The following is a 26,899-nucleotide window of genomic DNA, read 5'->3' as shown; positions in this document are numbered from 1 at the left end:
TAGTGAGAGCAAGATATAAGTTCTAATACTATTTTGTGATCAACAAAATAATTTATTCTGATACCTGCTTTCGCGCACTTCCAGCACGGGCGCCGACGGGGATGGAACCGCTGTGTCTCATAATTGATGGCATGGGGTGCCATGACCATCGTCGCAGGGACCGCAAAGATTGATGCCGCCACACGGTACCGTTCATACCCATCCGAATATGGATCTCAAGCAAATTCAGTACTTCATCGCGCTTTTCGAAGAAGGCTCTGTCACGCGGGCAGCCAAGCGGTTGAATATCGTGCAGCCGGCCCTGAGCATGCAGATAGCCAAGCTCGAGGATGAGTTCGGACAGAAGCTTTTTGAACGCATCCCGCACGGTATGGCGCCAACTGCCGCTGGCCGGATGATGCACCGACTGTTTCTGCCGATCGTGCGCGATCTCGCGAGTGCCCGGCAGCAGATGATGCAGCGCGAGGAGCATATGGCCGGCCGCATCACGATCGGCATGGTGGCTTCCGAGACAGAGAGCGTGCTGGTCGGAGCCCTGGCACGCTTTAACGCGAGCTATCCGAATGTAGAGGTGTCTGTGGCAGATGGCTTCAGCACGGCACTGATCAACCTTGTTTCCGCTGGCCAGCTTGATGCAGCGGTGGTCCATCGCCAACGTGGTCGGCTGGCGCTGCAGGTGCAGTCGCTGCATGACGAAGAGATGGTGCTAGTGACGAGCGTCGCAAATGGCCCTGAATTGCCGGAATCGGTGGAAATGGCGAAGCTGCCTGGACTGGAGCTTGTGTTACCGACGAAGTCGCACGGCCTACGCGTGGTATTGGATACTGCCACGCAGGCGCACGACGTCACGCTGGCGCCAAAGTTCGAAATTGACATCCTTGGGACCATCGTGCAGTTCGTTGAAGCTACGCGTTTCGCCACTGTGTTGCCGCGCATCGTGGTGCAGCGTGCCGTGGAAGAGGGACGGCTGCGCATGCATACCATTGTTGCGCCGCGCATCGTGCGGCATCTGGTCTGCGTCAGCCATCCTCAGCGGCCGTTAAGCACGGCAACCGAGGCGTTGATTGCAATCGTGACCGAAGAAATCAAGCGCGTTTCGGGGATGGCGTAGCGCAGTGGGGGCCGATGCGCGGCGCATTCGGCTACGGGGGCGTGCTCCGGCAGAAATGATGTGTCGTGAGCCATGTGTTCGGTCGCTTCCGTCGGCGGAAAAGTGGCGGGATCGGTACTCGCGACTGAGAGATAGGATCGAGGCGCCGTCTAGGCGAGGCGGCGTTAGGAAGGGCTGATTTTCGTTTCACACGACTGAGTTACAGGGTTCGATCCCTGCACCACGCACCAAACTGACGAGAAGTCGCTTCTTTGTCCGCGTCATCCGTGCGGGCTTTTCGGACAGCGTCTTCATCGCGTCCGGCAAAACTTCCCTCTGGCGTAAAAAAGAGACACCTTCGGTCGATCTGTTTGGTCGTTCCTCCAGGAGCTGTGGGCGCCTGCCCGGCGATAAAACGCATATCGTCCCGTGCTTTGCACACTGGGTTGTTGCGTCACCGCAAGAAAGGCTGCCGCTACAAACGTAGCGCCGCGGGTGCGCGCCATGCGCAGTACGGCGGTATCACAGTTGGCGGCGCACTGAAATGCAGGGATATCCCCCTCCTGTATTCAGCGTGCGCGCGGGAACTCGCGCAGATCGGTTACGTACCAACCTGCGAGCGCGGGAAGGCGGCATGGGTACGCTTTCTGCTGCGCTCGGGGTAGCCGATCGTCGTGGGGTGCGTGTGCTGATGCATCGAGCAAGGTCCATTTAGCACTTGATGCTGCCGAGCGCTAACGCAATCGCGATTGGTTGTGCACCGTTCGGGGCCATCAACCGTTCTTGTGATCATCGGTGATTCGTCTACAGTGGAATCAGCAACGCACGCAAGAACTAGCCTGGCTCTCGCTTGTTGGTGTGGAGTAGGGAAGAAATCTACGGGGGAGATATGGATATTTTCCGCCACTACGCAACGCGTTTTGAAGCTCGCAAAGAGGACGAGTACAGCATCCAGGAGTACCTGGACATCTGTAAGAAAGACTCGACCGCCTATGCGACCGCCGCTGAGCGCATGCTCACCGCAATCGGTCAACCCGAACTGGTGGACACCCACCACGATCCTCGGCTGTCGCGATTGTTTTTCAACAAGGTCATCAAGATCTACCCGGCCTTCCGGGAGTTCTATGGCATGGAGGACACGATCGAGCAGATCGTCTCCTTCTTCAAACATGCCGCGCAGGGCCTTGAGGAACGCAAACAGATCCTTTACCTGCTCGGACCTCCGGGCGGCGGCAAATCCTCGCTTGCCGAGAAGTTGAAGTCGTTGATGGAGCAGATCCCCATCTACGCCCTGAAGGGCTCGCCGATTCACGAGTCCCCGCTCGGGCTGTTCTCGCCTGAGGAAGACGGCAAGATTCTGGAGGAAGACTACGGTATCCCGAGGCGCTATCTGAACTCGATCGCTTCGCCGTGGGCCGTCAAGCGGCTGCACGAGTTCAATGGCGATATCACGCGTTTCCGGGTGGTGAAGCTTCACCCGTCGGTGCTGTCGCAGATTGCGATCTCCAAGACAGAGCCGGGCGACGAAAACAATCAGGATATTTCGTCGCTGGTCGGCAAGGTCGACATCCGCAAGCTGGAGGACTATCCGCAGGACGATCCGGATGCGTATTCGTATTCGGGCGGGCTGTGCCTGGCCAACCGTGGCTTGCTCGAGTTCGTCGAGATGTTCAAGGCGCCGATCAAGGTCTTGCACCCGCTGCTGACGGCCACGCAGGAAGGCAACTACAAGGGCACGGAAGGGTTTGGTGCGATCCCCTTCGATGGTGTCATCCTGGCGCACTCGAACGAGGCGGAGTGGCAAAGCTTCAAGTCCGACCGCAACAACGAGGCCTTCCTGGATCGCATCTACATCGTCAAGGTGCCGTACTGCCTGCGCGTGTCGGATGAGGTGAAGATCTACGACAAGCTACTGCGTAACAGCTCGCTGGCCGCAGCGCCCTGTGCGCCAAACACGCTAAAGATGATGGCGCAGTTCGCGGTGCTCACGCGCATCAAGGAGCCCGAGAATTCCAACATCTTCTCGAAGATGCGCGTGTATGACGGCGAGAGCCTGAAGGACGTCGACCCGAAGGCAAAGTCGTACCAGGAGTACCGCGACTTTGCCGGCATCGACGAGGGCATGACTGGCTTGTCGACGCGCTTTGCCTTCAAGGTGCTCTCGAAGGTCTTCAACTTCGATGGGACGGAGGTGGCGGCTAACCCGGTGCATCTGCTGTACGTGCTCGAGCAGCAGATCGAGCGCGAGCAGTTCCCGCCGGAGACAGAGTCCAAGCTGATGTCTTACATCAAGGAATACCTCACGTCGCCGTACGTGGAGTTCATCGGCAAGGAGATTCAGACCTCGTATCTGGAGTCGTATTCGGAGTACGGGCAAAACATCTTCGACCGCTACGTGGTGTTCGCCGACCTCTGGATCCAGGATCAGGAATATCGCGATCCGAACACGGGCGAAATTCTCGATCGCAGCGCGTTGAATGACGAGTTGGAGAAGGTGGAAAAACCCGCGGGCATTTCCAATCCGAAGGACTTCCGCAACGAGATCGTCAATTTCGTGCTGCGTGCGCGGGCCAAGAACGGAGGCAAGAACCCGGTCTGGACCAGCTACGAGAAGTTGCGTGCGGTGATCGAGAAGCGGATGTTCTCGACCACGGAGGACCTCCTGCCGGTCATTTCGTTCAATGCCAAGTCGTCGCATGACGACAAGGAGAAGCACGAAAACTTCGTCAACCGCATGGTGGAGAAGGGCTATACCCAGAAGCAGGTCCGCTTGCTGGTGGAGTGGTACCTGCGCGTCAGGAAATCATCTTAAGGAGGTCAGGAGAGGGCAAGGACACCCCAGCGAACTTCCAATCGAGGGCAGTTACATGGGCACGATCATTGATCGGCGGGAGAACGGTGGCGGCAAGAGCACCGTCAACAAGCAACGCTTCATCAAGCGTTACCGAGACCAGATCCGCCGCGCGGTGGCCAAGGCCGTGACGGGCCGCAAGATCATGGACATCGAGCAGAGCGGGCAGGTGTCCATTCCCGTCAAGGACATCTCGGAGCCCATGTTCCACCACGGCTCGGGCGGACGCCGCGAAGGCGTCCACCCGGGTAACAAGGAGTTCATTCGCGGCGACAGCTTCGACCGCCCGCAGCAGGGCAGCGGCGGTTCCGGCTCCCAGGCCAGCGACTCGGGCGAGGGCGAAGACGATTTCATCTTCACGCTCTCGCGCGAGGACTTTCTCAACTTCTTCTTCGAAGACATGGCGTTGCCCGATCTTGCCAAGCGCAGCCTGGCCAAGATCGCGGAGGTGCGCAAGGTGCGCGCGGGTTTCTCGCTCGATGGCACGCCGTCCAACCTGTCGATTCTGCGTACGATGCGCAGCTCGCTCGGTCGCCGTATCGCGTTGTCCAGCCCGTATCAGCGTCGTCTGCACGAGTTGGAACGCGAGTACAACGAAGAACTGGAAAACGACGGCCCTTACAGCGTGCGCGCGCAAGAGCTGATGAAGGAGATGCGCCATCTGCGCTCCTGCCTGGATCGCGTGCCGTTCATCGAGAAGCTCGACCTGCGCTACAACAACCGCGTATTGCGCAAGCGCCCGCAGGCGCAGGCGGTGATGTTTTGCGTGATGGACGTGTCCGGCTCGATGGACGAATCGCGCAAGGACTTGGCCAAGCGCTTCTTCATGCTGCTCTACCTGTTCCTGAAGCGGAACTACGAACGCATCGACGTCGTCTTCATCCGTCACCACACCGTGGCCAAGGAGGTGGACGAAGAGGACTTCTTCCACTCACGCGAGTCGGGTGGCACTGTTGTGTCGAGCGCACTCAAGCTGATGGCGGAAGTGATGCAGGAGCGCTATTCGCCAAGCCAATGGAACATCTATTGTGCGCAGGCTTCGGATGGTGACAACTGGGCGGGCGATTCTGAGCTGTGCGCGAAGCTGCTGCGTGAAACGATCCTGCCGTTGACGCAGTATTACGCCTATGTTGAGGTGGTCTCGACGGAGCCCCAGAACCTGTGGGAGGAGTATCTTACGTTGAAGGCTGGGCACGACAACTTCGCGATGCAGCGCATTCTCAAAGCGGACGAAATCTATCCGGTGTTGCACGAGCTGTTTCAGAAGCGCGCCGCCTGATCGCTGATCTGCAGCAGCAGGTTGCTCCCAGCCGGGCGCTGCCGCCGTCCAGTGGCAGCGGGTGCCATGGTGAGCACGCCACCTGTGACCCTGAGTGATCGACAAACGGGAACGAGCATGGCCTATCTATCTACGGGCTCGGAGTGGACCTTCGAGCTGATCAGGCGCTACGACCAAAGCATCGCCCAGATTGCCGCAGACTTCGGCCTGGACACCTATCCGAACCAGATCGAAATCATTACCGCCGAGCAGATGCTCGATGCCTACGCGTCGTCCGGCTTGCCGCTGGGCTACAACCATTGGTCATACGGCAAGCACTTCCTGGCGTCCGAACGCGGCTACCAGCGCGGCCTCATGGGGCTGGCTTACGAGATCGTCATCAATTCGAACCCCTGCATCGCCTACCTGATGGAGGAGAACACGATGCCGATGCAGGCGCTGACGATCGCACATGCCTGCTATGGCCACAACTCCTTCTTCAAGGGCAATTACCTGTTCCGCACGTGGACGAACGCCGACGCGATCGTCGATTACCTGCTTTTCGCCAAGAACTACGTGGCCGAATGCGAGCAGCGCTACGGCGAGCAGGAGGTGGAACTGCTGCTCGACTCCTGCCACGCATTGCAGAACTACGGGGTCGATCGTTATCGGCGGCCGAAGAAGCTGTCGATCAACGAAGAGCAGGCGCGCCAGGCGGAGCGGGAGAAATACCTGGAAGCGCAGGTGAACGACCTGTGGCGCACGCTGCCGACGCACCGCGCTCGCGCGCTCGCAACGGCCGACGACATACCGGAACCCGATCCGCAATTCCCGCCGGAACCGGAAGAGAACCTGCTGTACTTCATCGAGAAGAACGCGCCCAAGTTGCAGCCATGGCAACGAGAAATCGTGCGCATCGTGCGCAAGATCGCGCAGTACTTCTATCCGCAGCGGCAGACCAAGGTGATGAATGAAGGCTGGGCGACGTTCTGGCACTACACCATCCTGCACAAGCTGTACGACGAAAAACTCGTCAACGACGCCTTCATGCTCGAGCTGCTGCAGGCCCACACCAACGTGATCTATCAGCCGCCATTCAACAGCCCGTATTACAGCGGCCTGAACCCGTACACGCTGGGCTTTCTGATGTTCCAGGACATTCGGCGCATCTGTGAATCGCCGGAAGAGGAAGACTACCGCTGGGCGCCCGAAATCGCGGGCAGCGATTGGCAGAAGACGCTCGACTTCGCCATGCGCAACTTCAAGGACGAGAGCTTCCTCTTGCAATTCCTCTCGCCGCGCGTGATCCGTGAGTTGAAGCTGTTCTCCGTGCTCGATGACGACCGCGATGCCAAGCTGCGCGTCACCGCCATCCACGACGAGGATGGCTATCGCAAGATCCGAGAGTTGTTGGCAGGGCAGTATGACTTGTCGAACATCGAGCCCAACATCCAGGTGACCAACGTCGACGTGGGTGGAGATCGCTCATTGACGCTGCGCCACTTGCAGAGCAGCCGTCGCCCGCTCGGGTCGAACTACGAAGAGATGCTGCGCCACGTCGTACGCCTGTGGGGCTTCACGTGCCGGCTGGAGGTGGTCTACGAAGATGGGCGCCGCGAGATGAAGCACGAGTGCAGGCCTGACTAGCACCCGTCCGTTTCCACAAGGCCAGCCTCGCGCTGGCTTTCTTCTTATCCACCGCAGGCGCGGATGTCGACCATGCTGCTCACGGCGCAGCTACATGCCGAAGCGGAAATGGCCGCTACGCAGCACGATGTTGTGCGAGTCCGTCAGCTTGAAGAGTGAGCGCGCCATGTCTTCAATGGTGCCGCGGTGCGATTCCATGGCTTGGAGCAGATCTTCCTGCCGCCACGAGCGGGCGCCGAAATGCTCTTCGAGCGCTTCAGCCGTCACCGCATAGCAGGCCGGGATGCCGTCGACGCTGGCGGTGCACGTGAGGGTGAGATCCGCGGCGCAGTAGCGTGGCGGGCTGGTGTGGAATTCGATGCTTTCCATGGGCGGCCTCCATGAAAAAACGGCGATGCACCGTGCGCCGCCTTGCAACCAGTGTATGGCGTGGTTGCGTGAATGCAATGACCGGCTCAGTGTTTTCATGGGTGGCGACCTCGCTGGCCCGTAACGTCCGGCAAGGCTGCCGGAGGCTACGGGCGAGTGGTGGCGTGCGGTGCTACATCGCACACATCTGCAAGCGGACGAGGCTTGCCTTGCAGCGCGAGAGCCAGAGCGCGGCCTCGGTCCGGTTGTTGACGCCAATCTGCCGGAACAGCGCGTACAGATGGTTCTTGATCGTGCCCTCAGCCACGTTGAGCACGCGACAGATCTGCTTGTTGGATTTGCCTTCTGCAAGCAGTTGCAGCACCTCATGCTGCCGCGGCGTGAGCCGGCGCCAGAGTTCGGCTGGGCTTTCTCCCGGGCTCTGGCGCGGATCGTCGGGATAGAGATTGCTGATGGGCGGCAAGTAGACCGCGCCCGAGGTAATGCGCTGCAGGGCTTCGAGCAGAACATCGGCCGTTGCCTGCCGGTCAACCACGCCGGCCGCGCCAAAGCGCAGCGCGTCGCCGACCACGTGGCGGCCCACAGCTTGTACCGTCAGCAACACAGGCACTTCCGGCAACACCGCTTTCAACTCCGACAGGCGCTGCCGTGCGTCGTCGTCCTGTGCGCTCCATTCCATCACCACGGCGCTGGGCTCGGCTTGCCTGCAAGCCGGTCCGATTTGCGCCGTGTAGTGCGTATCGATAAACACACCCTGTGCGTCGAGTGCATTCAATACATTAGACACACCTGCCGCAAAAAGCGGCAAGCTATCGATTACCAGAATATTCATCGACCCCTCGTACTTCAGTTAATTATTTTCGGCGAAACCGATTGTTTTGTAGGGCGGGATCGATCCGGTTGCATTGAAACGGAAGTTCAGTGCCGAAAGTCACGGGCAGCAAGTCGATACGTACTGGGCCGCTGTTCCGTGGCCTTGGCTGGGACTTTCGAGGCATCGAGCCCCGCAGGAAAAACGCTTACTTTGGATTCGGGCACACAAACCTGTGCGCCCAAATAATTCAATGTGAGGAGTTTTAAATGGACAACGGACTTATCGGGTCGGTTATCAATGCGCTGCCAATCGACAAGATGATCTCTGCGCCGCTGCAGGCAATGATCGCAGCGCAAACCTCGGCGGCAAAATCCTATGCGGATTTTCTGCTGCAGGTCTGTATTCAGAACGGCAAAGCCGTTGCCGTGCAATTTGACTACGACGAAACCATCGTCGACGAGAAGGGGGTGTCGCAAGGCACGATCCAGAAGACGATGCGCATTCCGTTGCTGTGCGCGGTCGTGCATCCGGTGATCGCCATCGAGGAAGGCACGATCGACTTCGAGCTGGAGATTTCGCAGTCGGAGAAATCGTCGTCCAGCACCGAGGCGGAAGGGTCGTTCCAGGCCAAGCTCGGCTGGGGCCCGTTCAGCGTGTCGGTTTCGGGCCGCGCCTCGCACAAGTCCGAGCAGACGCGTAGCACCGACACGCGTGCCAAGTACTCCTTCCACACCCAGGTCAAGCGTCAGAACCCGCCGGAAGCGTTGATGCGCGTGATGGAGTTCTTGACTGACGCGGCAACCAAGCCGGTGGTCGTCAAGGGCAAGGAGAACGACGTCAAGCCGCTGCCCGCCACGCCGACCGACGGCACGATGATCGGCGAAAAGGTGCCGGCTGGCGGTAACGCGCCGGCCCCGGCTCCGGCAACTCCGTAAGCCGCCCCGGCGATGGACGCCGGCCGGCCTCCCCACGGTCGGCGTCCTGATCGGTGCGCGCCTGCCGCGCGCCGCCCATTGATCTGATCGATCTGACCGACCCGACACCATGTTCAAACTCTTCAGCCGCCGCGGGCGTGACGATGACCGTGCATCGTCAGCGCCCGCCACACCGTCGGCACCGCCCACCAGTTCGCCGTCGGCGCCACCTGGGTCTTCCGGTGCCGAGCCGTTTTCCGAGGCTGCGTCCGATGCGCCTCCGCCGTCGCCTCCGGGTTCATCGCCCCCTGGCGGCGGTGGCGGCAGTAACAGCCACGGTCATCCGGGCTTGAATGGCCTGACGCTGGACGACATTACGCGTGGCATGCAGCACGCCGCCGCGTCCGCCAACCAGATGCTTGCGCAGCAGTACACCGCGCTGCTCGATCAGTTTTTCGATGCCGACGAGACCGGCACGCTGGTGGCACGGGAGGTCGAACTTGCGCTCGACAGTCAGCACCGGCTGGCGCTGCCTCTGGTGTCGCTGGCGATGCCGCGTGGCCTCGCGCTCGATGAAATGACGGTGAACATGACCGTACGCAGCGACATTGCCGAGACCTTGCCCGTGCACGGCGCTGCCACCGGCGGTGTTGGCCGGTTCTACGTCTCGCTCGCGCCGCATTCCAAGCGTGACACCGGCCGCGACAGCGAGCACATCGACATCGAGATGAAGTTCACCGCGTTGCAGCCGCCAGAGGCCGTCATGCGGCTGATCGACGAATACACAAATCGGCTGGTGCCAAGGCCCGTGCAGTCAAATGCCGCCGCCTCCGATGGCTCCGGCACAACCAGCACGCCGCGGGAGAAGGGCGATGAGCACTGAGCACAACCCACGCACCACCGGCGAGCGAGGCCTCGCGCTGATCAAGGAATCGGAAGGGCTGCGTCTGTCGACGTATCTGGATGCGGTCGGTAAGCCGACCATCGGCTACGGCCATTTGATCCGGCCTGGCGAGACCTTCAACGGGCCGATCTCGCAGCAGCATGCCGAAGCGCTGCTGCGCAAAGACCTGGCCGACACCGAGCAGGGCATTGCGAAGGCAGTGCGTGTGTCGATCACGCAAGGGCAGTTCGACGCGCTGGCGTCCTTCGTCTTCAACCTGGGAGCGGGGCGGCTGCGCTCGTCGACGCTGCTGCGCAAGCTCAACGCCGGGGACTACGTCGGCGCAGCCAACCAGTTCCTGCTCTGGGACAAGGCCGGCGGCAAGCCGCTCAAAGGGCTGACGAAGCGTCGTCAGGCCGAACGCAAGCTGTTCCTGTCCTGATTCACCACCAGGTTACTTCAACGTTCAACGGAGAAGCTCGCATGCATACCGAACCGATGTCCGTGATTCCCACCACCCGCCCACGCCGCCTGTATCGCGTATTGACGTGGCTTGTCGCCGCTGCCGTTGCGATCGGCATGTCCTACGCCCGCGCGGCCGACAATGCCGCGCCAACATGCGCCGTCGAAGCGGAGCGCATCCGCAGCGAACTCGGCAAGCAGGATCTTCCGACGTTCAACGAGCAAGCCGGGGGCTACCTGGCCGACACGCTGAATCAGCTCTACGCCTACGGCACATTGCCCAACCGTTACGTGCCGGAGCGCCAAGCCAACTGGGAGCCGGGCGCGAATCGCCCCGTCATGATGCAAAGCGCAGCATCGGTGGTGATGCATGGGCGCAGACCGGTCTGCTGCAGGCGGATATCGACGATGGCCTTTCCAAGCGCGGCCCGCTGCGGCTGATCTATGCGCAGGATGGCAAGCCGCAGTACGTCACGACCACCGCCGCGAATGCGCCGCAGATCCCGACGCAGCGCTGCGCGGGCAGGTGAGCGTGCGCCCGGCTGCGTCAGGCTTTCGCCTGGCGCGCCATCTCGACGCCTTTGTTGGCCAGCGCATCGGCGCGCTCGTTGCCGGGGTGGCCGGCATGGCCCTTGACCCAATGCCAGCTCACCTCATGTCCGGCGACCAGTTCGTCGAGCGTGCGCCAGAGGTCGTCGTTCTTGACCGGCTTCTTGTCGGCCGTCTTCCACCCGCGCGCCTTCCAGCCGGCCAACCATTCGCTGATGCCTTTCTGGACGTACTGCGAATCGGTATAAACCTGCACCCGGCATGGCCTTTTCAGCGCGCGGAATGCTTCGATCACGGCCATCAGCTCCATGCGGTTGTTGGTGGTTAGCGTTTCGCCGCCAAAGAGTTCTTTTTCGTGGCTGCCCGAGACGAGCACGGTGCCCCAGCCACCAAGGCCGGGGTTGCCCTTGCACGCGCCATCGGAATAAACGGTGACTTCCTGCATTGAGAAACGATGGGTGATCAGTGAGTGGAAGGGTCGCGCTCACGCGCCCGATTTGCCGTCACGCGCCGTGGCCGATGGCGCCTTGGTCGAATGTGATCCCGAAGGCGTCGCGACCGGCGTTCCGGCCGGCACCAGCGCCGGCGATTTGCGCGTCTTCCATGCCGGACCGACCAGTCGCATGGAGCGCACGCGCTTGACCGCCTGCAGCATGTAAACCGCACCGAAGATCGGCCACCAACGGTCGCCGGCCTTTTCCATGAAGGCGGTGCGCTGCAGCCATTTGTCCGAGCGATTAGGCGGGCAGTAGCAGCCGAAACGGCCGCGCACGATATCAAATCCGAGCAGCTTGAGCCAGTCTTTCAGACGCGTGAACGCAATCATCTGGCTCTGTGCAGGGAGAAACGATTCCGTGCCCAGGCGCCGCATGCCCTGGCGCATGCCCCACAGGCTCAGCGGGTTGAAGCCGGTGATGATCAGGCGCCCCTCGGGCATCAGCACGCGCGCCACTTCGCGCAGCACTTCGTGCGGATCGTCAGTGAACTCCAGCACGTGGGGCAAGGCGACGAGGTCGATGCTCTGCGAAGCGAAGGGCAGTTCGTCATAGCGGCAGATCACGCGGGGCGTGGCTTGGCGTGGTGGCGTGCTGGTGTCGGGTTCTCCGTCGGCCGCATCGGCGGATTCAGCGGGGTCGCCATCCATCGGGTCGAGCGTTTCGGTGGGGGCCGTCGGGTCGATGTCGTCCACCACGCGGGCAATCAGCGGGATGCGGTTCTCGCGCAGCGCCCCAAAGCCAGGATGGCCTAGCTGCAGCGCGTGATAGCCGAACATGTCGGCCACCGTGCGATCGAACTGGGCCTGCTCCCACCGCAGGACATATTGCCCGGGCGGCGAAGCGAGCCAGTGGTGCCAATCTATAATGCGACGATCGTTAGAGGAGTCGGACATGGTCCAGGGTGGTGTGCCGCGCGTCGTAGCGCTTGAGGTCGAGGCGATCGCTGCGTTTACCGACAATTATATTTGGGCACTGCACGATGGCCGTGTGGCTGCTGTCGTCGACCCGGGCGACGCGCAACCGGTGCTGCGCTTCTTGAAGGAACGCGGGCTCGCGCTCGGTGCCATTGTAATCACACATCATCATGGCGATCACGTCGGCGGGGTGCGCGAACTGCTCGCGGCGTATCCGGAGAATCCCGAGGGTGCGCCGCTGCAGGTCATCGGCCCAGCGGACGAATCGATCCCGTGCCGCACGCAGGCCGTGCGCGAAGGCGACGTCGTGACGCTCACGCAGCCAGCCGCCACATTCCGGGTGATCGATGTGCCGGGTCATACCAGCGGTCACGTTGCCTATGTAGGGCGCCTTCAGGGTAATGCCGCATCGGCGAGCCTGTTTTGTGGCGATACACTCTTCGCCACCGGTTGCGGCCGGCTTTTTGAAGGGACGCCCGCGCAGATGCGCGCGTCGCTGGCCAAGCTGGCGGCACTGGCGCCCGATACGCGTGTCTATTGCGCGCATGAATACACGGCATCGAATGTGCGTTTTGCGCGTGCAGTCGAACCTGGCAACGCCGACTTGGCAGCCTGGGAGGATGAGGTAGCGGCGTTGCGGGCCGAGGGCCGCTCGACTGTACCCACGACCGTTGGACATGAGCGGGCGACCAATCCCTTCATGCGGTCGGATGACGCCAATGTGACGCAGGCCGTGGCACGCCATGCAGGTATCGACGCGGATGACCCCGTTGCCGTATTCGCCGCGTTGCGCCAGTGGAAGAACGATTTCCGTTGAGAACGCTCGGCGCGCGGCGATAACGCGGCCAGATGTGATGCATTGGGCAAGCGGCACGCCGGGTGAACGCGGGTTGACGCGGTCGGATGCGTTTCTTACTATCTGGGGCAATTTTTAGCCCTAACCCCATAGAACTTGATGCGATCCGTGCGACTTCTTGCGGCAACTGTGCTCAGTCTGCTCCTTGCGGCCTGTGCAACGGCCCCCGGGCCGAACGCCGACACAGCCAGCACCAGCGCCTCCACCGCCACCGGCCAGGCCCCCGCGCCGGTCGTCAATGTCGATCAGCAGCCCGTGGCATCCCTGAAAGGGCCTGCCAAGGATCTCTGGGCGCGCATTCGCCAAGGTTTCTCCATGCCCGACCTGCAAAGCTCGGCTGTGGACGACCGCACTGACTGGTATGCGCAGCGCCCGGATGCCTTCCGCCGGATGGTGGATCGCTCGAACCGCTACCTGTACCACATCGTCGAAGAGCTGGAGCGGCGCAACATGCCCACCGAGCTGGCGCTCCTGCCGTTCGTGGAAAGTGCGTTCAACCCGCAGGCAGTATCGACTGCCAAGGCTGCCGGGATGTGGCAGTTCATCCCGAGCACTGGCCGAACCTACAACCTCAAGCAGAACGTCTTCCAGGACGAGCGCCGCGATGTGCTTGCCTCGACCGACGCCGCGCTCGACTATCTTTCCAAGCTGCACGACCAGTTTGGCGACTGGCAACTCGCGCTGGCCGCCTACAACTGGGGTGAAGGCGCGGTGGCGCGGGCGATTGCACGCAACCAGGCCGCGGGGCTGTCGACCGATTACGTCAACCTAAACATGCCCGCCGAGACGCGCATGTACGTGCCCAAGCTCCAGGCGGTGAAGAACATCATCGCCAACCCGGAGCGCTACGGCGTCACGCTGCCGGAAATTCCCAACCATCCGTACTTCGTCACCGTCACGACTTCACGCGATATTGATGTGACGCTGGCTGCCAAGCTGGCCAATCTGCCAATGGATGAGTTCAAGGCGCTGAACCCGTCGTTCAACCGGCCGGTGATCCTGGGCGCGTCGAACCCGCAGATCCTGCTGCCGTACGACAACGCGGAAACTTTCCAGTACAACCTGAACACCTATCGAGGCGGCCTCTCCAGCTGGACGGCCGTGACGGTCGGCAACCGCGAGCGCGTCGAAGCATTGGCGGCCCGGCTGAAGGTTGACCCCGACACCATTCGCGAGATCAACCGCATTCCGAAGGGCATGCGGCTGAAGGCCGGCTCCACCGTGGTTGTGCCGCGTGCCGACGGCGCCCAGGAAAACGCTCCCGACATCAGCCCGGAGTTGGCCGAGAACGCCACCATGGCGGTCGAACCCGACATGCCGGATCTGAGAAAGGTGGTCGTGCGCGCAGGCAAGCGCGATACGGTTGCGGGTCTGTCGCGACGCTACGGCGTGTCGGTTGCCCAGATTCGTGCGTGGAACCAGCTCCCCGGCGACGCCATTCCCAAGGGGCACAGCGTTGTGCTGATGCTGCCGCAAGCGCACGGTGGCGGTCGTGGCGGGCATGTGCGCGTGATGCGCGTATCGGCCACAACGTCGCGTGCCACAGCGGCAACCACGCGCGTGCCAACTGCGAAGGTGGCCGGCAAGCCGGTGGTCAAGGCGAAGCCGGTGGCAACTTCATCCAGTTCGGTCAAGCGCAAGAAGCGCTGAGACTGGCAACAGAAACGGCGTCCTGCGGGGCGCCGTTTTGTTTTGGGGCGGCGGTAAGACCCGCGTAAGTTGGCGATCGCAAAGTAGGTGCATCAAGCACAACCAAGATTGAGCCATCGCGTACGATGGCCAGGAGACAACATCATGCCCATGTCCGCCGCGTACCGCGCGCTGTATCAGCGCTCCATTGATGACCCCGCTGGCTTCTGGGGCGAACAGGCCCAGCGCATCGAATGGCAGGGGCCGTATTCTGCCGTCCTGGACGATTCGCGCTTGCCATTCGCAAAGTGGTTCGTGGGCGGACGCACCAACCTGTGCCACAACGCCGTCGACCGGCATCTCGCCACGCGTGGCGAGCAGGCGGCGCTCGTGTATGTCTCCACTGAAACCGGTCTGGAGGCCACGTACACGTATCGCCAGCTCCATCGCGAGGTCAACCGCATGGCGGCGAGCCTGCAGGCCCTGGGCGTGAGGCGGGGCGACCGCGTGCTGATTTACCTGCCGATGATTCCTGAAGCCGCGTTTGCGATGCTGGCCTGTGCGCGCATCGGCGCGATCCATTCGGTGGTGTTCGGCGGTTTCGCGTCCAACAGTCTCGCCACGCGCATCGACGACGCTACGCCGCGCGTGATCGTCAGTGCCGATGCGGGCTCGCGAGCGGGCAAGGTGGTCGAGTACAAACCGTTGCTCGATGCCGCGATTGCGCTGGCGGCCCACAAGCCCGAGCGCGTGCTGCTCGTCAATCGCCAACTCGCGCCCATGCAGCACAACCCGCGCGATGTCGACTACGCAACGCTCGCCGCCCAGCACGCGAATGCCGATGTGCCGTGCGAGTGGATGGAATCCAGCGAGCCCTCGTACATCCTCTACACCTCCGGTACGACGGGCAAACCGAAAGGTGTCCAGCGCGACACCGGCGGCTATGCGGTGGCGCTCGCGGCGTCGATGCCGCTCATTTTCGGTACGCAGCCCGGCGACACGATGTTCACCGCTTCGGACGTGGGCTGGGTGGTGGGACACAGCTACATCGTCTACGCGCCGCTGCTCGCGGGCCTGACGACGGTCATGTACGAAGGCACGCCAATCCGTCCCGACGGTGCGGTCTGGTGGCGCATCGTCGAGCAATATCGGGTGAACGTGATGTTTACCGCACCGACCGCCATTCGCGTACTCAAAAAGCAGGATCCGGCGCTGCTGCAGCGACATGATCTGTCGAGCCTGCGCCGCCTCTTCCTTGCCGGCGAGCCGCTGGACGAGCCCACCGCAAGCTGGATCGGCGAGGCACTGCACAAGCCCATCGTCGACAACTACTGGCAGACAGAGACCGGCTGGCCGATGCTGGCCATTCCGCAAGGGGTTGAGCCTTCCATGCAAAAGCTCGGCTCGCCGGGTTTCCCGGTCTATGGCTACAAGCTCGACATCCTGGACGAGGCCACCGGCGAACCCTGCGCCCCCGGCGAGAAGGGGCTCCTCGCCGTTGCCGCGCCGCTGCCGCCGGGCTGCATGACGACCGTCTGGGGCGACGATGCCCGCTTTCTGCAGACATACTGGTCTGCGTTCCCGGGCCGGCACATCTATTCGAGCTTCGACTGGGGTGTGCGCGACGAGGAGGGTTACGTGACCATCCTCGGCCGCACCGACGACGTCATCAACGTGGCGGGCCACCGTCTGGGCACCCGCGAGATCGAAGAAAGCCTGTCGTCGCATCCCGCCATCGCCGAGGTGGCGGTGGTGGGCGTGGCCGATCAGCTCAAAGGGCAGGTGGCGATGGGGTTTGCCATCGTGCGTGACGCTTCGCGCATTGCCGAGCCGACGGGGCGCCTGGCCCTCGAAGGTGAGTTGATGCGCACAGTCGAGGTGCAGCTCGGGGCAGTGGCACGGCCCTCGCGCGTGTTCTTTGTCGGGGCGCTGCCCAAGACGCGCTCCGGAAAGCTGCTGCGCCGGGCGATGCAGGCCGTAGCGGAAGGGCGTGACCCGGGAGATCTGACGACCATTGAAGACCCCACGGCGCTGGCTCAGGTGCAGGCTGCCGTGCGAGGTGACTAGATGATGAGAAAGTGACGTTCTCGCCAGCTCGATCACGGGCTCGTGGGCACGGCGGGACGTCACAAATTGGGCGGCACGCGCCGTTAAGTCCTTCCTTTCATTGAGTTTTTTGCGGTGTCCGGGTATACTTGTTGGGTTTGAGTTCAGAAACCCATCACCCTAGCGCCAACCGCTTCCTACCTCCCGCCTACCGCCCCGTCTGCCTCGTTTCTCGGTGATTTCTGGTGAGTTCTGTCCCAGCCCCGACTCTCGGCGCGCAAACGGCCCGGATTCCGCATAGCCGGAATTCCGCTTCGGCGCCAAGGTGATCAGGTCGGCACAGGGTGAATCCAGCAGGAGCTACCCGTGTTGCCGTCTTTCCCGCCCGCCATTCTCGCGCTTGCAGACGGCACGGTCTTTCGTGGCTATTCCATCGGTGCGGCCGGTCATACGATCGGCGAAGTGGTGTTCAACACCGCAATCACCGGCTATCAGGAAATCCTTACCGATCCGAGCTACTCGCGCCAGATCGTCACGCTCACGTATCCGCATATCGGTAACGTTGGCGTGAACCGTGAGGATGTCGAAGCTACGAAAGTCCATGCCGCCGGTCTCATCATCAAGGATCTCCCGATCCTGGCGTCGAACTTCCGCAAGGAGCACACGCTCTCGCATTACCTCAAGGGCGAGAAAGTTGTCGCCATTGCCGGGATCGATACGCGCAAGCTGACCCGAATCCTGCGCGAGAAGGGCGCCCAGAACGGTTGCATTCTCGCGGGCGAAGACAACGTGCAGAAGGCCATCGACCTCGCGCGCTCGTTCCCGGGCCTGTCGGGCATGGATCTGGCGAAAGTCGTGTCCGTGACCCAGCCGTACGAGTGGACCCAGACCGAATGGGCGCTGGGCCGCGGCTACGGCAAGCAGGACGCCCCGAAGTATCACGTGGTCGCGTACGACTTTGGCGTCAAGTTCAACATCCTGCGCATGCTCGCCGAGCGTGGCTGCCGCGTGACGGTGGTGCCGGCACAAACCAGCGCAGCCGACGTGCTGGCGCATAACCCGGATGGCGTCTTCCTTTCCAACGGCCCCGGCGATCCGGAGCCGTGCGACTACGCTATCGCCGCCACCAGGGAGTTCCTGGAGCGTCGCCTGCCGACGTTCGGCATCTGTCTGGGCCACCAGATCATGGGCCTGGCTGTCGGTGCCAAGACGCTCAAGATGAAGACCGGCCACCACGGCGCGAATCACCCGGTCAAGGATCTGCAGGACGGCCGCGTGGTCATCACCTCGCAGAACCACGGTTTTGCAGTGGACCCGGAATCGCTGCCGGCCAACGCGCGCGTGACGCACGTCTCGCTGTTCGACGGCACGCTGCAGGGCTTCGAGCTGACCGACCGTCCGGCGTTCTGCTTCCAGGGCCACCCGGAAGCGTCGCCCGGTCCGCATGACATCGCGTATCTGTTTGACCGCTTCACCGCGGCGATGGACGCAGCCAAACAGTAAAGCAACGAGAGCGCATCTGCCATGAACGCCTTCATGCTCGCCCACTTCGGCATCACCGAGTTCTGGACCTTTCTGCTCGGCACGATTTTCATCGTGCTGCTGCCGGGGCCGAATTCGATGTACGTGCTGTCGGTGGCGGCCCGCCGCGGTGTGCGCGCGGGCTACCAGGGCGCGTGCGGCGTGTTTCTGGGTGATGCCATCCTGATGGTGTTGTCGGCAGCGGGCGTGGCTTCGCTGTTGAAGGCGAGTCCGGCGCTGTTCTACGTCGTGAAGTACATCGGCGCGGCGTATCTGGCGTGGATCGGCCTGCAGATGCTGCGTGGCGCGGTTCGCAACTGGCGTGTGCGCAAGGCCGGCGAGTCCGTCGCACAAGACGCGGCTCCGGCCGATGAATCGCACCCGTTCAAGAAGGCGCTGATCATCAGTCTGCTGAACCCGAAGGCGATCCTGTTCTTCATCTCGTTCTTCATCCAGTTCGTCGATCCGCACTACGCGCTGCCGGCGGTGTCGTTCGTCGTGCTGGGGCTGGTCTGCCAGATCTGCAGCTTCCTGTACCTGACCACCATCATCTTCGTGGGCGCGCGGCTGGCCGCGGCGTTCCGCGCGCGACGACGTTTGTCTGCCGGTATGAGCAGCGGCGTCGGCGCCATGTTTATCGGCTTTTCCGCCAAGCTGGCGACGGCCACACTGAATTAATCGAATCGAGCGGGTTATGCCAAAACGTACAGATATCAAAACCATCCTGATCATCGGCGCGGGTCCGATCATCATCGGCCAGGCGTGTGAATTCGATTACTCCGGCGCGCAGGCTTGCAAGGCGCTCCGTGAAGAAGGCTTCAAGGTGGTCCTGGTCAACAGCAACCCGGCCACGATCATGACCGACCCCAACACGGCCGACGTGACCTACATCGAGCCGATCACTTGGGAAGTCGTCGAGCGCATCATCGCCAAGGAGCGCCCCGACGCGATCCTGCCGACGATGGGCGGCCAGACCGCGCTCAACTGCGCGCTGGACCTGCATCGCCACGGCGTGCTGAAGAAGTACAACGTCGAGCTGATCGGCGCATCGCCCGAGGCCATCGACAAGGCGGAAGACCGCCAGAAGTTCAAGGACGCGATGACCAAGATCGGTCTGGGTTCGGCCAAATCGGGCATCGCGCATTCGATGGACGAAGCCGTGGCTGTGCAGTCGCAGATCGCCAAGGAAACCGGCACGAGCGGCTACCCGATCGTGATCCGTCCGTCGTTCACGCTGGGCGGCACGGGCGGCGGCATCGCCTACAACCGCGAAGAATTCGAAGAGATCTGCAAGCGCGGTCTCGACCTCTCGCCGACCAACGAGCTGCTGATCGAAGAATCGCTGCTCGGCTGGAAGGAGTACGAGATGGAAGTCGTGCGCGACAAGGCCGACAACTGCATCATCGTCTGCTCGATCGAGAACCTGGACCCGATGGGCATCCACACCGGTGACTCCATCACTGTGGCCCCGGCGCAGACCCTGACCGACAAGGAATACCAGATCCTGCGTAACGCCTCGCTGGCTGTGTTGCGCGAGATCGGCGTGGATACCGGCGGCTCGAACGTGCAGTTCTCGATCAATCCGCAGGATGGCCGGATGATCGTGATCGAGATGAACCCGCGTGTGTCGCGTTCGTCGGCGCTGGCGTCGAAGGCCACCGGTTTCCCGATCGCCAAGGTCGCGGCCAAGCTGGCCGTGGGCTACACGCTGGACGAGCTGAAGAACGAGATCACCGGCGGCGCGACGCCGGCGTCGTTCGAGCCGTCGATCGACTACGTGGTCACCAAGGTGCCGCGTTTCGCGTTCGAGAAATTCCCGCAGGCCGACAGCCACCTGACCACGCAGATGAAGTCGGTCGGTGAGGTGATGGCCATGGGCCGGACGTTCCAGGAGTCGTTCCAGAAGGCGCTGCGTGGCCTGGAAGTCGGCGTGGACGGCCTGGACGAAAAGTCCACCGACCGCGACGAGATCATCGAAGAGATCGGCGAAGCCGGTCCGGATCGCATCTGGTATCTGGGCGACGCATTCCGCCTGGGCCTGTCGATCGACGAGGTTTATGCCGAGACGTCCGTTGATCCGTGGTTCCTGGCGCAGATCGAAGACATCGTCAAGACGGAAGCACTGGTGAAGTCCCGCACGCTGGAAAGCCTGTCGGCTGCCGAGCTGCGTCTGCTCAAGCAGAAGGGTTTCTCCGACCGCCGCCTTGCCAAGCTCACCAAGACGACAGCCAAGGCCGTGCGCGAGAAGCGTATCGCCGAGAAGGTGCGTCCGGTCTACAAACGTGTCGACACGTGCGCCGCTGAATTCGCGACAAACACGGCATACCTGTACTCCACGTACGAAGCCGAGCACGGCGAGTGCGAAGCCGAGCCGACCAGCAACAAGAAGATCATGGTCCTGGGCGGCGGCCCGAACCGGATCGGCCAAGGTATCGAGTTCGACTACTGCTGCGTGCACGCCGCGCTGGCACTGCGCGAAGACGGGTACGAGACCATCATGGTCAACTGCAACCCGGAAACCGTCTCGACGGACTACGACACGTCCGACCGCCTGTACTTCGAGCCGGTGACGCTGGAAGACGTGCTCGAAATCGTTGACAAGGAAAAGCCGGTCGGCGTGATCGTGCAATACGGCGGCCAGACGCCGCTGAAGCTCGCGCTGGATCTGGAAGCCAACGGCGTGCCCATCATCGGCACGTCGCCGGACATGATCGACGCGGCCGAAGACCGTGAGCGCTTCCAGAAGCTGCTGCACGCGCTGGGACTGCGCCAGCCGCCCAACCGCACCGCGCGTGCCGAAGACGAAGCCCTCAAGCTGGCCGAAGAAATCGGCTACCCGCTGGTGGTGCGTCCGTCGTACGTGCTGGGTGGCCGCGCGATGGAAATCGTGCACGAGCCGCGCGACCTCGAGCGCTACATGCGCGAAGCCGTGAAGGTGTCGAACGACAGCCCCGTGCTGCTCGACCGATTCCTGAACGATGCCATTGAATGCGACGTGGATTGCCTTTCCGACGGCAAGCGCGTGTTCATCGGCGGCGTGATGGAGCACATCGAACAGGCCGGCGTGCACTCGGGCGACTCGGCTTGTTCGCTGCCGCCGTACTCGCTGTCGCAGGCGACCGTCGACGAGCTCAAGCGCCAGACCGCCGCGATGGCCAAGGCGCTGAACGTGGTCGGCCTGATGAACGTGCAGTTTGCGATCCAGCAGAAGGGCGGCGAAGACATCGTCTACGTGCTGGAAGTGAACCCGCGTGCTTCGCGTACGGTGCCGTACGTTTCGAAGGCGACCGGTATTCCGCTGGCGAAGGTTGCGGCTCGCTGCATGGCTGGCCAGTCGCTGGATTCGCAAGGCGTCGAGACGGAAGTCGTGCCGGCGTACTACAGCGTCAAGGAGGCTGTGTTCCCGTTCAACAAGTTCCCGGGGGTCGACCCGGTGCTCGGACCGGAAATGCGCTCCACCGGCGAAGTGATGGGCGTTGGCAAGACCTTTGGCGAGGCGCTCTTCAAGAGCCAGCTGGCTGCCGGTTCGCGCCTGCCCGAGAAGGGTACCGTGCTGATGACGGTCAAGGACAGCGACAAGCCGCAAGCCGTGGAAGTGGCCCGTGCGCTGCATACGCTGGGCTACCCGATCGTGGCAACGCGCGGTACGGCCTCGGCCATTGAAGCTGCGGGCATTCCGGTGCGCGTGGTGAACAAGGTGAAGGACGGCCGTCCGCACATTGTCGACATGATCAAGAACAGCGAGATCGCGCTCGTCTTCACGACCGTCGACGAGACGCGTGCCGCAATCGCTGACTCGCGCTCGATCCGCCAGGCTGCATTGGCGCAGCGTGTCACGTACTACACGACCATCGCCGGTGCGCGTGCCGCGGTGGAAGGTCTGAAGCACATGCAGCACCTCGATGTGTATGACCTGCAGGGCCTGCACGCGACCCTGTAAGTAAGCCCATCGTCAGGGCCCGCGACGCGGCATAGCGTCGCGGCGACCGCCCGGAGAGGGGGCAGTTGCCGCCTCCGGACGGTTCGCCTAAACTAGAGCGTCCGTGTCAAAACAACGACAGCCGCCGTCAGGCGGGTGTGCGCTACGCGCCCTCCCGCTTCGCAGCGGCTGATTTTTTTGTGATTCTGAAAGACTTACGATGAGCACCATTCCGATTACCAAGCGCGGTGCCGAGATGCTGAAAGACGAACTCCAACGTCTGAAGACCAAGGAGCGTCCGGCCGTCGTCAACGCTATCGCCGAGGCGCGTGCCCAGGGCGATCTGTCCGAAAACGCCGACTATGATGCCGCCAAGGAGCGCCAGGGCTTCATCGAAGGCCGCATCCAGGAAATCGAAAGCAAGTTGTCGGCTGCACAGATCATCGATCCGGCTTCGCTCGATGCTGAAGGCCGTGTGGTCTTTGGCGCCACCATCGACCTGGAAGACCTGGATTCGGGCAAGCCTGTTACGTACCAGATCGTCGGCGATGACGAAGCCGATATCGAGATCGGCAAGATCTCGATCAGCTCGCCGATCGCCCGTGCGTTGATCGGCAAGTTGGAAGGCGACGTCGCCACCGTGGTCGCCCCGGGCGGCGAGCGCGAGTACGAAGTCCTGGCCGTCAAGTACCTCTAACCCGATCCGAGACAGCCGCCATGCCGCAGCGCTTCTTCCAGTTGCTTGCCACGGTATGGTGCGGTTCGCTCTGGACCATCGGTTACATCGTCGCGCCGACGTTGTTTGCGATGCTGGATGATCGCCAGTTGGCCGGCTCGATTGCCGGCCGGTTGTTTCATGCGGAGGCGTGGATCGGCCTGGCGACAGGGTGTCTCCTTTTGCTCGCTGCCACGGCGCTGGTGCGTCGCGGTCAGGCCGGGTACCGCCGGCTGCGCTGGCTTGTGCTGGCGATGCTGCTGTGCGTGCTGGTGGGTTATTTCGGCCTGCAGCCGTTCATGGCTTCACTGCGCGAACAGGCCGATGCACTCGGCATGGCGGTGGGAGATTCGCCTTACCGCGCACAGTTCGGCATGCTGCACGGTGTATCGAGCGTGTTCTATCTGCTGCAGAGTCTGTTGGGGTTGGCGCTGATCTGGAAGGCAGCCGATGTTCGACAAGCCGCCTGAAGGCCAAAAAAAGACCGGCTGAAAAGCCGGTCGTTTTGTGTGCAGCCCCGAATTGGATCAGGACAGCGCCTTCTTTTTCTGGCTGGTTTGACGCGGCTTGGCGCGCTTGACGTTGCCGCCGGCCGTGACACGTTCGTTGCCGAGCACGCTCAGGCGGACGGGCTTCGGGCGGCGTGCGCTGTTCGGGTTCGGCTTGCGCACGGTGACCGAGCGCGGACCGGCGCCCACGGTCGTCTTGCGCGGCGGCTTGAGATCGCGCGGCTGGTTTTCCTTCAGGTACGCCGGGCCTTCGCGCCAGATCACCAGCAGCTTGCCGATGTGCTGTACGGGGGCGGCTTGCAGGCGGGCGCAGATGGTGTCGTAGAGTTCGATGCGTGCTTCGCGGTCATCGCCGAAGACGCGAATCTTGATCAGCCCGTGTGCCGCCAGCGAGCGGTCGATTTCGGCCAGAACGGCCTTGGTCAGACCCTCCGCACCGATGATGACGACCGGGTTCAACGCGTGCGCTTCGGAGCGCAGTTCCGATCGTTGGGCAGGGGTGAGGATAAGGGCGGGCATAAATAAGCGCGGGATCGCGCAAAGAGACAAACGGCGCGTATTATCCGCCAAAACCAGTCCTGGCCGCCATGTTTGGCGCTACATTCGGGCGAAATTGCAACCAATTCGATGGCAAAGAACAAGTTTAACCAGTCGTGGCTGCACGACCATATCAACGATCCGTACGTCAAGCTGGCGCAGCGCGAAGGCTATCGCGCACGTGCCGCCTACAAGCTCAAAGAGATCGACGAGCAGGACAAGTTGATCAAGCCGGGCCAGGTCATCGTTGACCTGGGTGCCGCGCCGGGCAGTTGGAGCCAGTACGTGCGCAACAAGCTGGCGGCCTCGCCGCGCGCCAAGGATGGACGTATCGACGGCGCGATCGTCGCCATCGACATCCTGCCGATGGAAGCCATCGCCGACGTTACCTTCATCCAGGGTGACTTCCGCGAGGACGAGGTATTCCGGCAACTGGAAGAAATCGTGCTGGAAGTCAGCGGTGGCGGCAAAGTGGACCTTGTTTTGTCCGATATGGCCCCCAATCTCTCAGGTGTGGCGTCGGCAGACGCCGCGCGCATGGAGCACATCGCCGAGCTGGCAGTGGAATTTGCCATGGCGCACCTGAAACCTGAAGGCGCGCTGCTGATCAAATGTTTCCACGGCAGCGGCTATAGTCAGATCGTCGAGATGTTCAAGCGTCATTTCAAGATCGTGGCGCCGCGCAAGCCGAAAGCCTCCCGTGACAAATCGTCCGAGACATTCTTGTTGGGCCGCCAGCTCAAGCATCCGGGCTGACGGACGATACTCAAAAAGGGGCCCCTCGGCTGGCACGGTGGTTCGTTGGTCTTGCGGGCAATCAACCCGCGGCGGTGTCCGTGCATTACAATGCCAAGCATCCCGTCAAGGCATTTCTAAAGGAGTCTCGCCTTGAATAACAACTGGTTTCAGAAGGCGGCCATCTGGCTGGTGATTGCCTTGGTGCTGTTCACCGTCTTCAAGCAGTTCGACAAGCCGCGCACCCAGGAGGGTGTGACGTACTCGCAATTCATGGACGATGCGAAGGCCGGCAAGGTCAAGCGCGTCGAGGTCCAAGGCCGTACGCTGTTGGTCACGCCCAACGAGGGCAACAAGTATTCGATCATCTCGCCGGGCGACATCTGGATGGTCGGCGACCTGATGAAGTACGGCGTGCAGGTGACCGGTAAGGCGGAAGAAGAGCAAGGTGTGCTCCTTACCGCCCTTTACTACCTCGGTCCGACGCTGCTGATCATCGTGTTCTGGTTCTACATGATGCGGCAGATGCAGGGTGGTGGGAAAGGCGGTGCCTTCTCGTTCGGCAAGTCGCGGGCGCGGTTGATTGATGAGAACAACAACAGCGTCACGTTTGCTGACGTGGCAGGCTGTGACGAATCGAAAGAAGAAGTCGTCGAACTGGTCGACTTCCTGAAAGATCCGCAGAAATTCCAGAAGCTCGGCGGGCGCATCCCGCGCGGCGTGCTGCTTGTTGGCCCTCCGGGTACTGGCAAGACGCTGCTCGCACGCGCTATTGCTGGTGAAGCCAAGGTGCCGTTCTTTAGCATTTCCGGTTCGGACTTCGTTGAAATGTTCGTCGGCGTGGGCGCGGCCCGCGTGCGCGACATGTTCGAAAACGCCAAGAAGCAGGCGCCCTGCATCGTGTTCATCGATGAAATTGATGCGGTTGGCCGCCATCGTGGCGCCGGCATGGGCGGCGGCAACGACGAGCGCGAGCAGACCCTGAACCAGATGCTGGTCGAGATGGATGGCTTCGAGGCAAACTCGGGCGTCATCGTGATCGCGGCAACCAACCGTGCAGACGTGCTCGACAAGGCACTCCTGCGTCCGGGCCGCTTCGACCGTCAGGTCTACGTGGGTCTGCCGGATATCCGTGGTCGCGAGCAGATTCTCAAGGTGCACATGCGCAAGGTGCCGATCGGCAACGACGTCGATGCATCGGTGCTGGCGCGTGGCACGCCGGGCTTCTCGGGCGCCGATCTGGCCAACCTGGTCAACGAAGCTGCGCTGTTTGCTGCGCGCCGTAACAAGCGCGTAGTGGACATGCAGGACTTCGAAGACGCGAAGGACAAGATCTACATGGGTCCGGAGCGCAAGTCGGCTGTGATTCGCGAAGAGGAGCGCCGCGCTACGGCGTACCACGAGTCGGGCCATGCGGTGGTTGCCAAGCTGCTGCCGAAGGCTGACCCGGTGCACAAGGTCACGATCATGCCGCGCGGCTGGGCTGGCGGCCTAACCTGGCAGCTGCCGGAGCACGACAAGCACTACGCCTACAAGGATACGATGCTTGAAGAGGTCGCGATTCTGTTCGGTGGCCGTGCTGCAGAAGAGGTGTTCCTGGGTGCGATGAGTACCGGCGCCTCCAACGACTTCGAGCGCGCCACCAAGATGGCCCGCGATATGGTGACGCGCTATGGCATGAGCGACGCGCTCGGCACCATGGTCTACGTCGATACGGAACAGGATGGCTTCTTCGGCCGCATGGCATCGAAGACGGTGTCCGAGGCGACGCAGCAGAAGGTGGATTCGGAAATCCGCCGCATCGTGGACGAGCAGTACGCCCTGGCCAAGGGGCTGCTGGAAGCGAATCGTGAGAAGGTGGAAGCCATGACTGCGGCGCTGCTCGAGTGGGAAACCATCGACGCCGATCAGGTCAATGACATCATGGACGGCAAGCCACCGCGCCCGCCGCGCTACGGCTCGACCGGCGGTGGCAGCACCCCGCCGGGTGGCGGCACGCCGGCTGGGGTGAACCCGGGCAACGTGCCTGCCACGGCGTAATGTGTTGATGGTCCGTTAGTTTGTCGCCCGGGCGGCGACGCAAAAGAGCCGGTGCAAGCGCACCGGCTCTTTTTTTGTTGGCGCATTCTGGCATGCCTGGCGTAGCATTCCGGTCCTGCACAGCATTTCCATCGATCTATCTTG

Annotated in this window: 23 protein-coding genes; 18 read left to right on the top strand and 5 right to left on the bottom strand. The window is 62.3% G+C overall.

The window, feature by feature from the left end:
* Positions 1-208 precede the first annotated feature (208 nt).
* The 4 genes from BEK68_RS08345 to BEK68_RS08330 all read left to right on the top strand — a co-directional run bounded on the left by BEK68_RS08345 (position 209) and on the right by BEK68_RS08330 (position 6,846).
* Positions 209-1,111: a LysR family transcriptional regulator gene (locus tag BEK68_RS08345; protein WP_004634294.1), complete on the top strand. Its 903-nt coding sequence runs from the start codon at positions 209-211 to the stop codon at positions 1,109-1,111.
* A gap of 868 nt (positions 1,112-1,979) precedes the next feature.
* A complete protein-coding gene (locus tag BEK68_RS08340) occupies positions 1,980-3,902 on the top strand; it encodes a PrkA family serine protein kinase (protein ID WP_004634293.1) in 1,923 nt (640 codons plus the stop codon).
* A 55-nt stretch (positions 3,903-3,957) separates the two neighbouring features.
* Positions 3,958-5,220 (top strand): YeaH/YhbH family protein, encoded by a 1,263-nt coding sequence (locus BEK68_RS08335; protein WP_012435960.1) that lies wholly within the window; start codon positions 3,958-3,960, stop codon positions 5,218-5,220.
* 117 nt (positions 5,221-5,337) lie between these two features.
* Positions 5,338-6,846 (top strand): SpoVR family protein, encoded by a 1,509-nt coding sequence (locus BEK68_RS08330; protein ID WP_004634291.1) that lies wholly within the window; start codon positions 5,338-5,340, stop codon positions 6,844-6,846.
* A 90-nt stretch (positions 6,847-6,936) separates the two neighbouring features.
* On the opposite strand, the gene BEK68_RS08325 is transcribed toward BEK68_RS08330, so the two are convergent.
* Together BEK68_RS08325 and BEK68_RS08320 are read right to left on the bottom strand one after the other, a co-directional pair.
* The gene (locus tag BEK68_RS08325) at positions 6,937-7,215 is read right to left on the bottom strand and encodes a DUF1488 domain-containing protein (RefSeq protein ID WP_012435959.1); all 279 of its coding nucleotides are present in this window, start codon (positions 7,213-7,215) and stop codon (positions 6,937-6,939) included.
* A 172-nt stretch (positions 7,216-7,387) separates the two neighbouring features.
* Positions 7,388-8,047, bottom strand: coding sequence for a response regulator transcription factor (locus tag BEK68_RS08320; RefSeq protein WP_004634286.1), 660 nt, complete (start codon positions 8,045-8,047; stop codon positions 7,388-7,390).
* Positions 8,048-8,295: 248 nt separating this feature from the next.
* On the opposite strand from BEK68_RS08320, the gene BEK68_RS08315 reads away from it, so the two are divergent.
* From BEK68_RS08315 to BEK68_RS08300, 4 genes are all read left to right on the top strand, one after another.
* A complete protein-coding gene (locus BEK68_RS08315; protein WP_004634285.1) occupies positions 8,296-8,964 on the top strand; it encodes a DUF2589 domain-containing protein in 669 nt (222 codons plus the stop codon).
* 109 nt (positions 8,965-9,073) lie between these two features.
* Entirely contained in the window at positions 9,074-9,826 is a 753-nt protein-coding gene (locus tag BEK68_RS08310) for a DUF2589 domain-containing protein (RefSeq protein WP_012435958.1), read from the top strand.
* The gene (locus BEK68_RS08305) at positions 9,816-10,268 is read left to right on the top strand and encodes a lysozyme (RefSeq protein WP_004634281.1); all 453 of its coding nucleotides are present in this window, start codon (positions 9,816-9,818) and stop codon (positions 10,266-10,268) included. The genes BEK68_RS08310 and BEK68_RS08305 overlap by 11 nt, the downstream gene beginning before the upstream one ends.
* A gap of 41 nt (positions 10,269-10,309) precedes the next feature.
* Complete coding sequence (locus BEK68_RS08300) at positions 10,310-10,729, top strand: hypothetical protein (protein WP_249262912.1); 420 nt, start codon at positions 10,310-10,312, stop codon at positions 10,727-10,729.
* A gap of 106 nt (positions 10,730-10,835) precedes the next feature.
* Here the strand turns inward: BEK68_RS08300 and rnhA are convergent, their stop codons facing one another.
* Together rnhA and BEK68_RS08290 are read right to left on the bottom strand one after the other, a co-directional pair.
* A complete protein-coding gene (gene rnhA / locus BEK68_RS08295; RefSeq protein WP_004634278.1) occupies positions 10,836-11,282 on the bottom strand; it encodes a ribonuclease HI in 447 nt (148 codons plus the stop codon).
* 39 nt (positions 11,283-11,321) lie between these two features.
* On the bottom strand, positions 11,322-12,227 hold the full coding sequence (locus BEK68_RS08290) for a class I SAM-dependent methyltransferase (protein WP_170816377.1): 906 nt from the start codon (positions 12,225-12,227) through the stop codon (positions 11,322-11,324).
* On the opposite strand from BEK68_RS08290, the gene gloB reads away from it, so the two are divergent.
* From gloB to BEK68_RS08250, 8 genes are all read left to right on the top strand, one after another.
* Positions 12,226-13,065, top strand: coding sequence for a hydroxyacylglutathione hydrolase (gloB, locus tag BEK68_RS08285; protein ID WP_012435956.1), 840 nt, complete (start codon positions 12,226-12,228; stop codon positions 13,063-13,065). The genes BEK68_RS08290 and gloB overlap by 2 nt on opposite strands.
* A gap of 138 nt (positions 13,066-13,203) precedes the next feature.
* On the top strand, positions 13,204-14,754 hold the full coding sequence (locus BEK68_RS08280) for a transglycosylase SLT domain-containing protein (RefSeq protein ID WP_012435955.1): 1,551 nt from the start codon (positions 13,204-13,206) through the stop codon (positions 14,752-14,754).
* Positions 14,755-14,898: 144 nt separating this feature from the next.
* Positions 14,899-16,800 carry a propionate--CoA ligase gene (gene prpE, locus BEK68_RS08275; protein WP_012435954.1) on the top strand — a complete coding sequence of 634 codons (1,902 nt, stop codon included), beginning with the start codon at positions 14,899-14,901 and terminating at the stop codon, positions 16,798-16,800.
* A gap of 345 nt (positions 16,801-17,145) precedes the next feature.
* Positions 17,146-18,282: a glutamine-hydrolyzing carbamoyl-phosphate synthase small subunit gene (gene carA, locus BEK68_RS08270; RefSeq protein WP_012435953.1), complete on the top strand. Its 1,137-nt coding sequence runs from the start codon at positions 17,146-17,148 to the stop codon at positions 18,280-18,282.
* Between the two features lie 21 nt (positions 18,283-18,303).
* Complete coding sequence (gene leuE, locus BEK68_RS08265; protein ID WP_012435952.1) at positions 18,304-18,978, top strand: leucine efflux protein LeuE; 675 nt, start codon at positions 18,304-18,306, stop codon at positions 18,976-18,978.
* A gap of 16 nt (positions 18,979-18,994) precedes the next feature.
* Positions 18,995-22,240 (top strand): carbamoyl-phosphate synthase large subunit, encoded by a 3,246-nt coding sequence (gene carB / locus BEK68_RS08260; protein ID WP_004634266.1) that lies wholly within the window; start codon positions 18,995-18,997, stop codon positions 22,238-22,240.
* A 199-nt stretch (positions 22,241-22,439) separates the two neighbouring features.
* Positions 22,440-22,916, top strand: a complete 477-nt coding sequence (greA, locus tag BEK68_RS08255; protein ID WP_004634264.1) for a transcription elongation factor GreA — start codon at positions 22,440-22,442, stop codon at positions 22,914-22,916.
* A gap of 20 nt (positions 22,917-22,936) precedes the next feature.
* Positions 22,937-23,404, top strand: a complete 468-nt coding sequence (locus BEK68_RS08250; RefSeq protein WP_012435951.1) for a DUF4149 domain-containing protein — start codon at positions 22,937-22,939, stop codon at positions 23,402-23,404.
* Positions 23,405-23,461: 57 nt separating this feature from the next.
* Here BEK68_RS08250 and BEK68_RS08245 read toward each other — a convergent pair whose 3' ends face one another.
* A complete protein-coding gene (locus tag BEK68_RS08245) occupies positions 23,462-23,962 on the bottom strand; it encodes a YhbY family RNA-binding protein (protein WP_004634261.1) in 501 nt (166 codons plus the stop codon).
* Positions 23,963-24,070: 108 nt separating this feature from the next.
* Here BEK68_RS08245 and BEK68_RS08240 point away from each other — a divergent pair, with 108 nt between their 5' ends.
* Complete coding sequence (locus BEK68_RS08240) at positions 24,071-24,736, top strand: RlmE family RNA methyltransferase (RefSeq protein WP_012435950.1); 666 nt, start codon at positions 24,071-24,073, stop codon at positions 24,734-24,736.
* 132 nt (positions 24,737-24,868) lie between these two features.
* On the top strand, positions 24,869-26,755 hold the full coding sequence (ftsH, locus tag BEK68_RS08235) for an ATP-dependent zinc metalloprotease FtsH (protein ID WP_004634256.1): 1,887 nt from the start codon (positions 24,869-24,871) through the stop codon (positions 26,753-26,755).
* The last annotated feature ends 144 nt before the right edge of the window (positions 26,756-26,899 follow it).

The sequence above is a fragment of the Ralstonia pickettii genome, assembly GCF_001699815.1.
GTDB classification, from domain to species: Bacteria; Pseudomonadota; Gammaproteobacteria; order Burkholderiales; family Burkholderiaceae; genus Ralstonia; species Ralstonia thomasii.
This window is presented reverse-complemented; position numbering and strand designations above follow the sequence as displayed.

Bases quoted from the DNA above. Each gene is read 5' to 3' on its own strand.
- BEK68_RS08345 (WP_004634294.1), top strand. From the start codon at position 209: ATGGATCTCAAGCAAATTCAGTACTTCATCGCGCTTTTCGAAGAAGGC.
- BEK68_RS08340 (WP_004634293.1), top strand. From the start codon at position 1,980: ATGGATATTTTCCGCCACTACGCAACGCGTTTTGAAGCTCGCAAAGAG.
- BEK68_RS08335 (WP_012435960.1), top strand. From the start codon at position 3,958: ATGGGCACGATCATTGATCGGCGGGAGAACGGTGGCGGCAAGAGCACC.
- BEK68_RS08330 (WP_004634291.1), top strand. From the start codon at position 5,338: ATGGCCTATCTATCTACGGGCTCGGAGTGGACCTTCGAGCTGATCAGG.
- BEK68_RS08325 (WP_012435959.1), bottom strand. From the start codon at position 7,215: ATGGAAAGCATCGAATTCCACACCAGCCCGCCACGCTACTGCGCCGCG.
- BEK68_RS08320 (WP_004634286.1), bottom strand. From the start codon at position 8,047: ATGAATATTCTGGTAATCGATAGCTTGCCGCTTTTTGCGGCAGGTGTG.
- BEK68_RS08315 (WP_004634285.1), top strand. From the start codon at position 8,296: ATGGACAACGGACTTATCGGGTCGGTTATCAATGCGCTGCCAATCGAC.
- BEK68_RS08310 (WP_012435958.1), top strand. From the start codon at position 9,074: ATGTTCAAACTCTTCAGCCGCCGCGGGCGTGACGATGACCGTGCATCG.
- BEK68_RS08305 (WP_004634281.1), top strand. From the start codon at position 9,816: ATGAGCACTGAGCACAACCCACGCACCACCGGCGAGCGAGGCCTCGCG.
- BEK68_RS08300 (WP_249262912.1), top strand. From the start codon at position 10,310: ATGCATACCGAACCGATGTCCGTGATTCCCACCACCCGCCCACGCCGC.
- rnhA (WP_004634278.1), bottom strand. From the start codon at position 11,282: ATGCAGGAAGTCACCGTTTATTCCGATGGCGCGTGCAAGGGCAACCCC.
- gloB (WP_012435956.1), top strand. From the start codon at position 12,226: ATGGTCCAGGGTGGTGTGCCGCGCGTCGTAGCGCTTGAGGTCGAGGCG.
- BEK68_RS08290 (WP_170816377.1), bottom strand. From the start codon at position 12,227: ATGTCCGACTCCTCTAACGATCGTCGCATTATAGATTGGCACCACTGG.
- BEK68_RS08280 (WP_012435955.1), top strand. From the start codon at position 13,204: ATGCGATCCGTGCGACTTCTTGCGGCAACTGTGCTCAGTCTGCTCCTT.
- prpE (WP_012435954.1), top strand. From the start codon at position 14,899: ATGCCCATGTCCGCCGCGTACCGCGCGCTGTATCAGCGCTCCATTGAT.
- leuE (WP_012435952.1), top strand. From the start codon at position 18,304: ATGAACGCCTTCATGCTCGCCCACTTCGGCATCACCGAGTTCTGGACC.
- carB (WP_004634266.1), top strand. From the start codon at position 18,995: ATGCCAAAACGTACAGATATCAAAACCATCCTGATCATCGGCGCGGGT.
- greA (WP_004634264.1), top strand. From the start codon at position 22,440: ATGAGCACCATTCCGATTACCAAGCGCGGTGCCGAGATGCTGAAAGAC.
- BEK68_RS08250 (WP_012435951.1), top strand. From the start codon at position 22,937: ATGCCGCAGCGCTTCTTCCAGTTGCTTGCCACGGTATGGTGCGGTTCG.
- BEK68_RS08245 (WP_004634261.1), bottom strand. From the start codon at position 23,962: ATGCCCGCCCTTATCCTCACCCCTGCCCAACGATCGGAACTGCGCTCC.
- BEK68_RS08240 (WP_012435950.1), top strand. From the start codon at position 24,071: ATGGCAAAGAACAAGTTTAACCAGTCGTGGCTGCACGACCATATCAAC.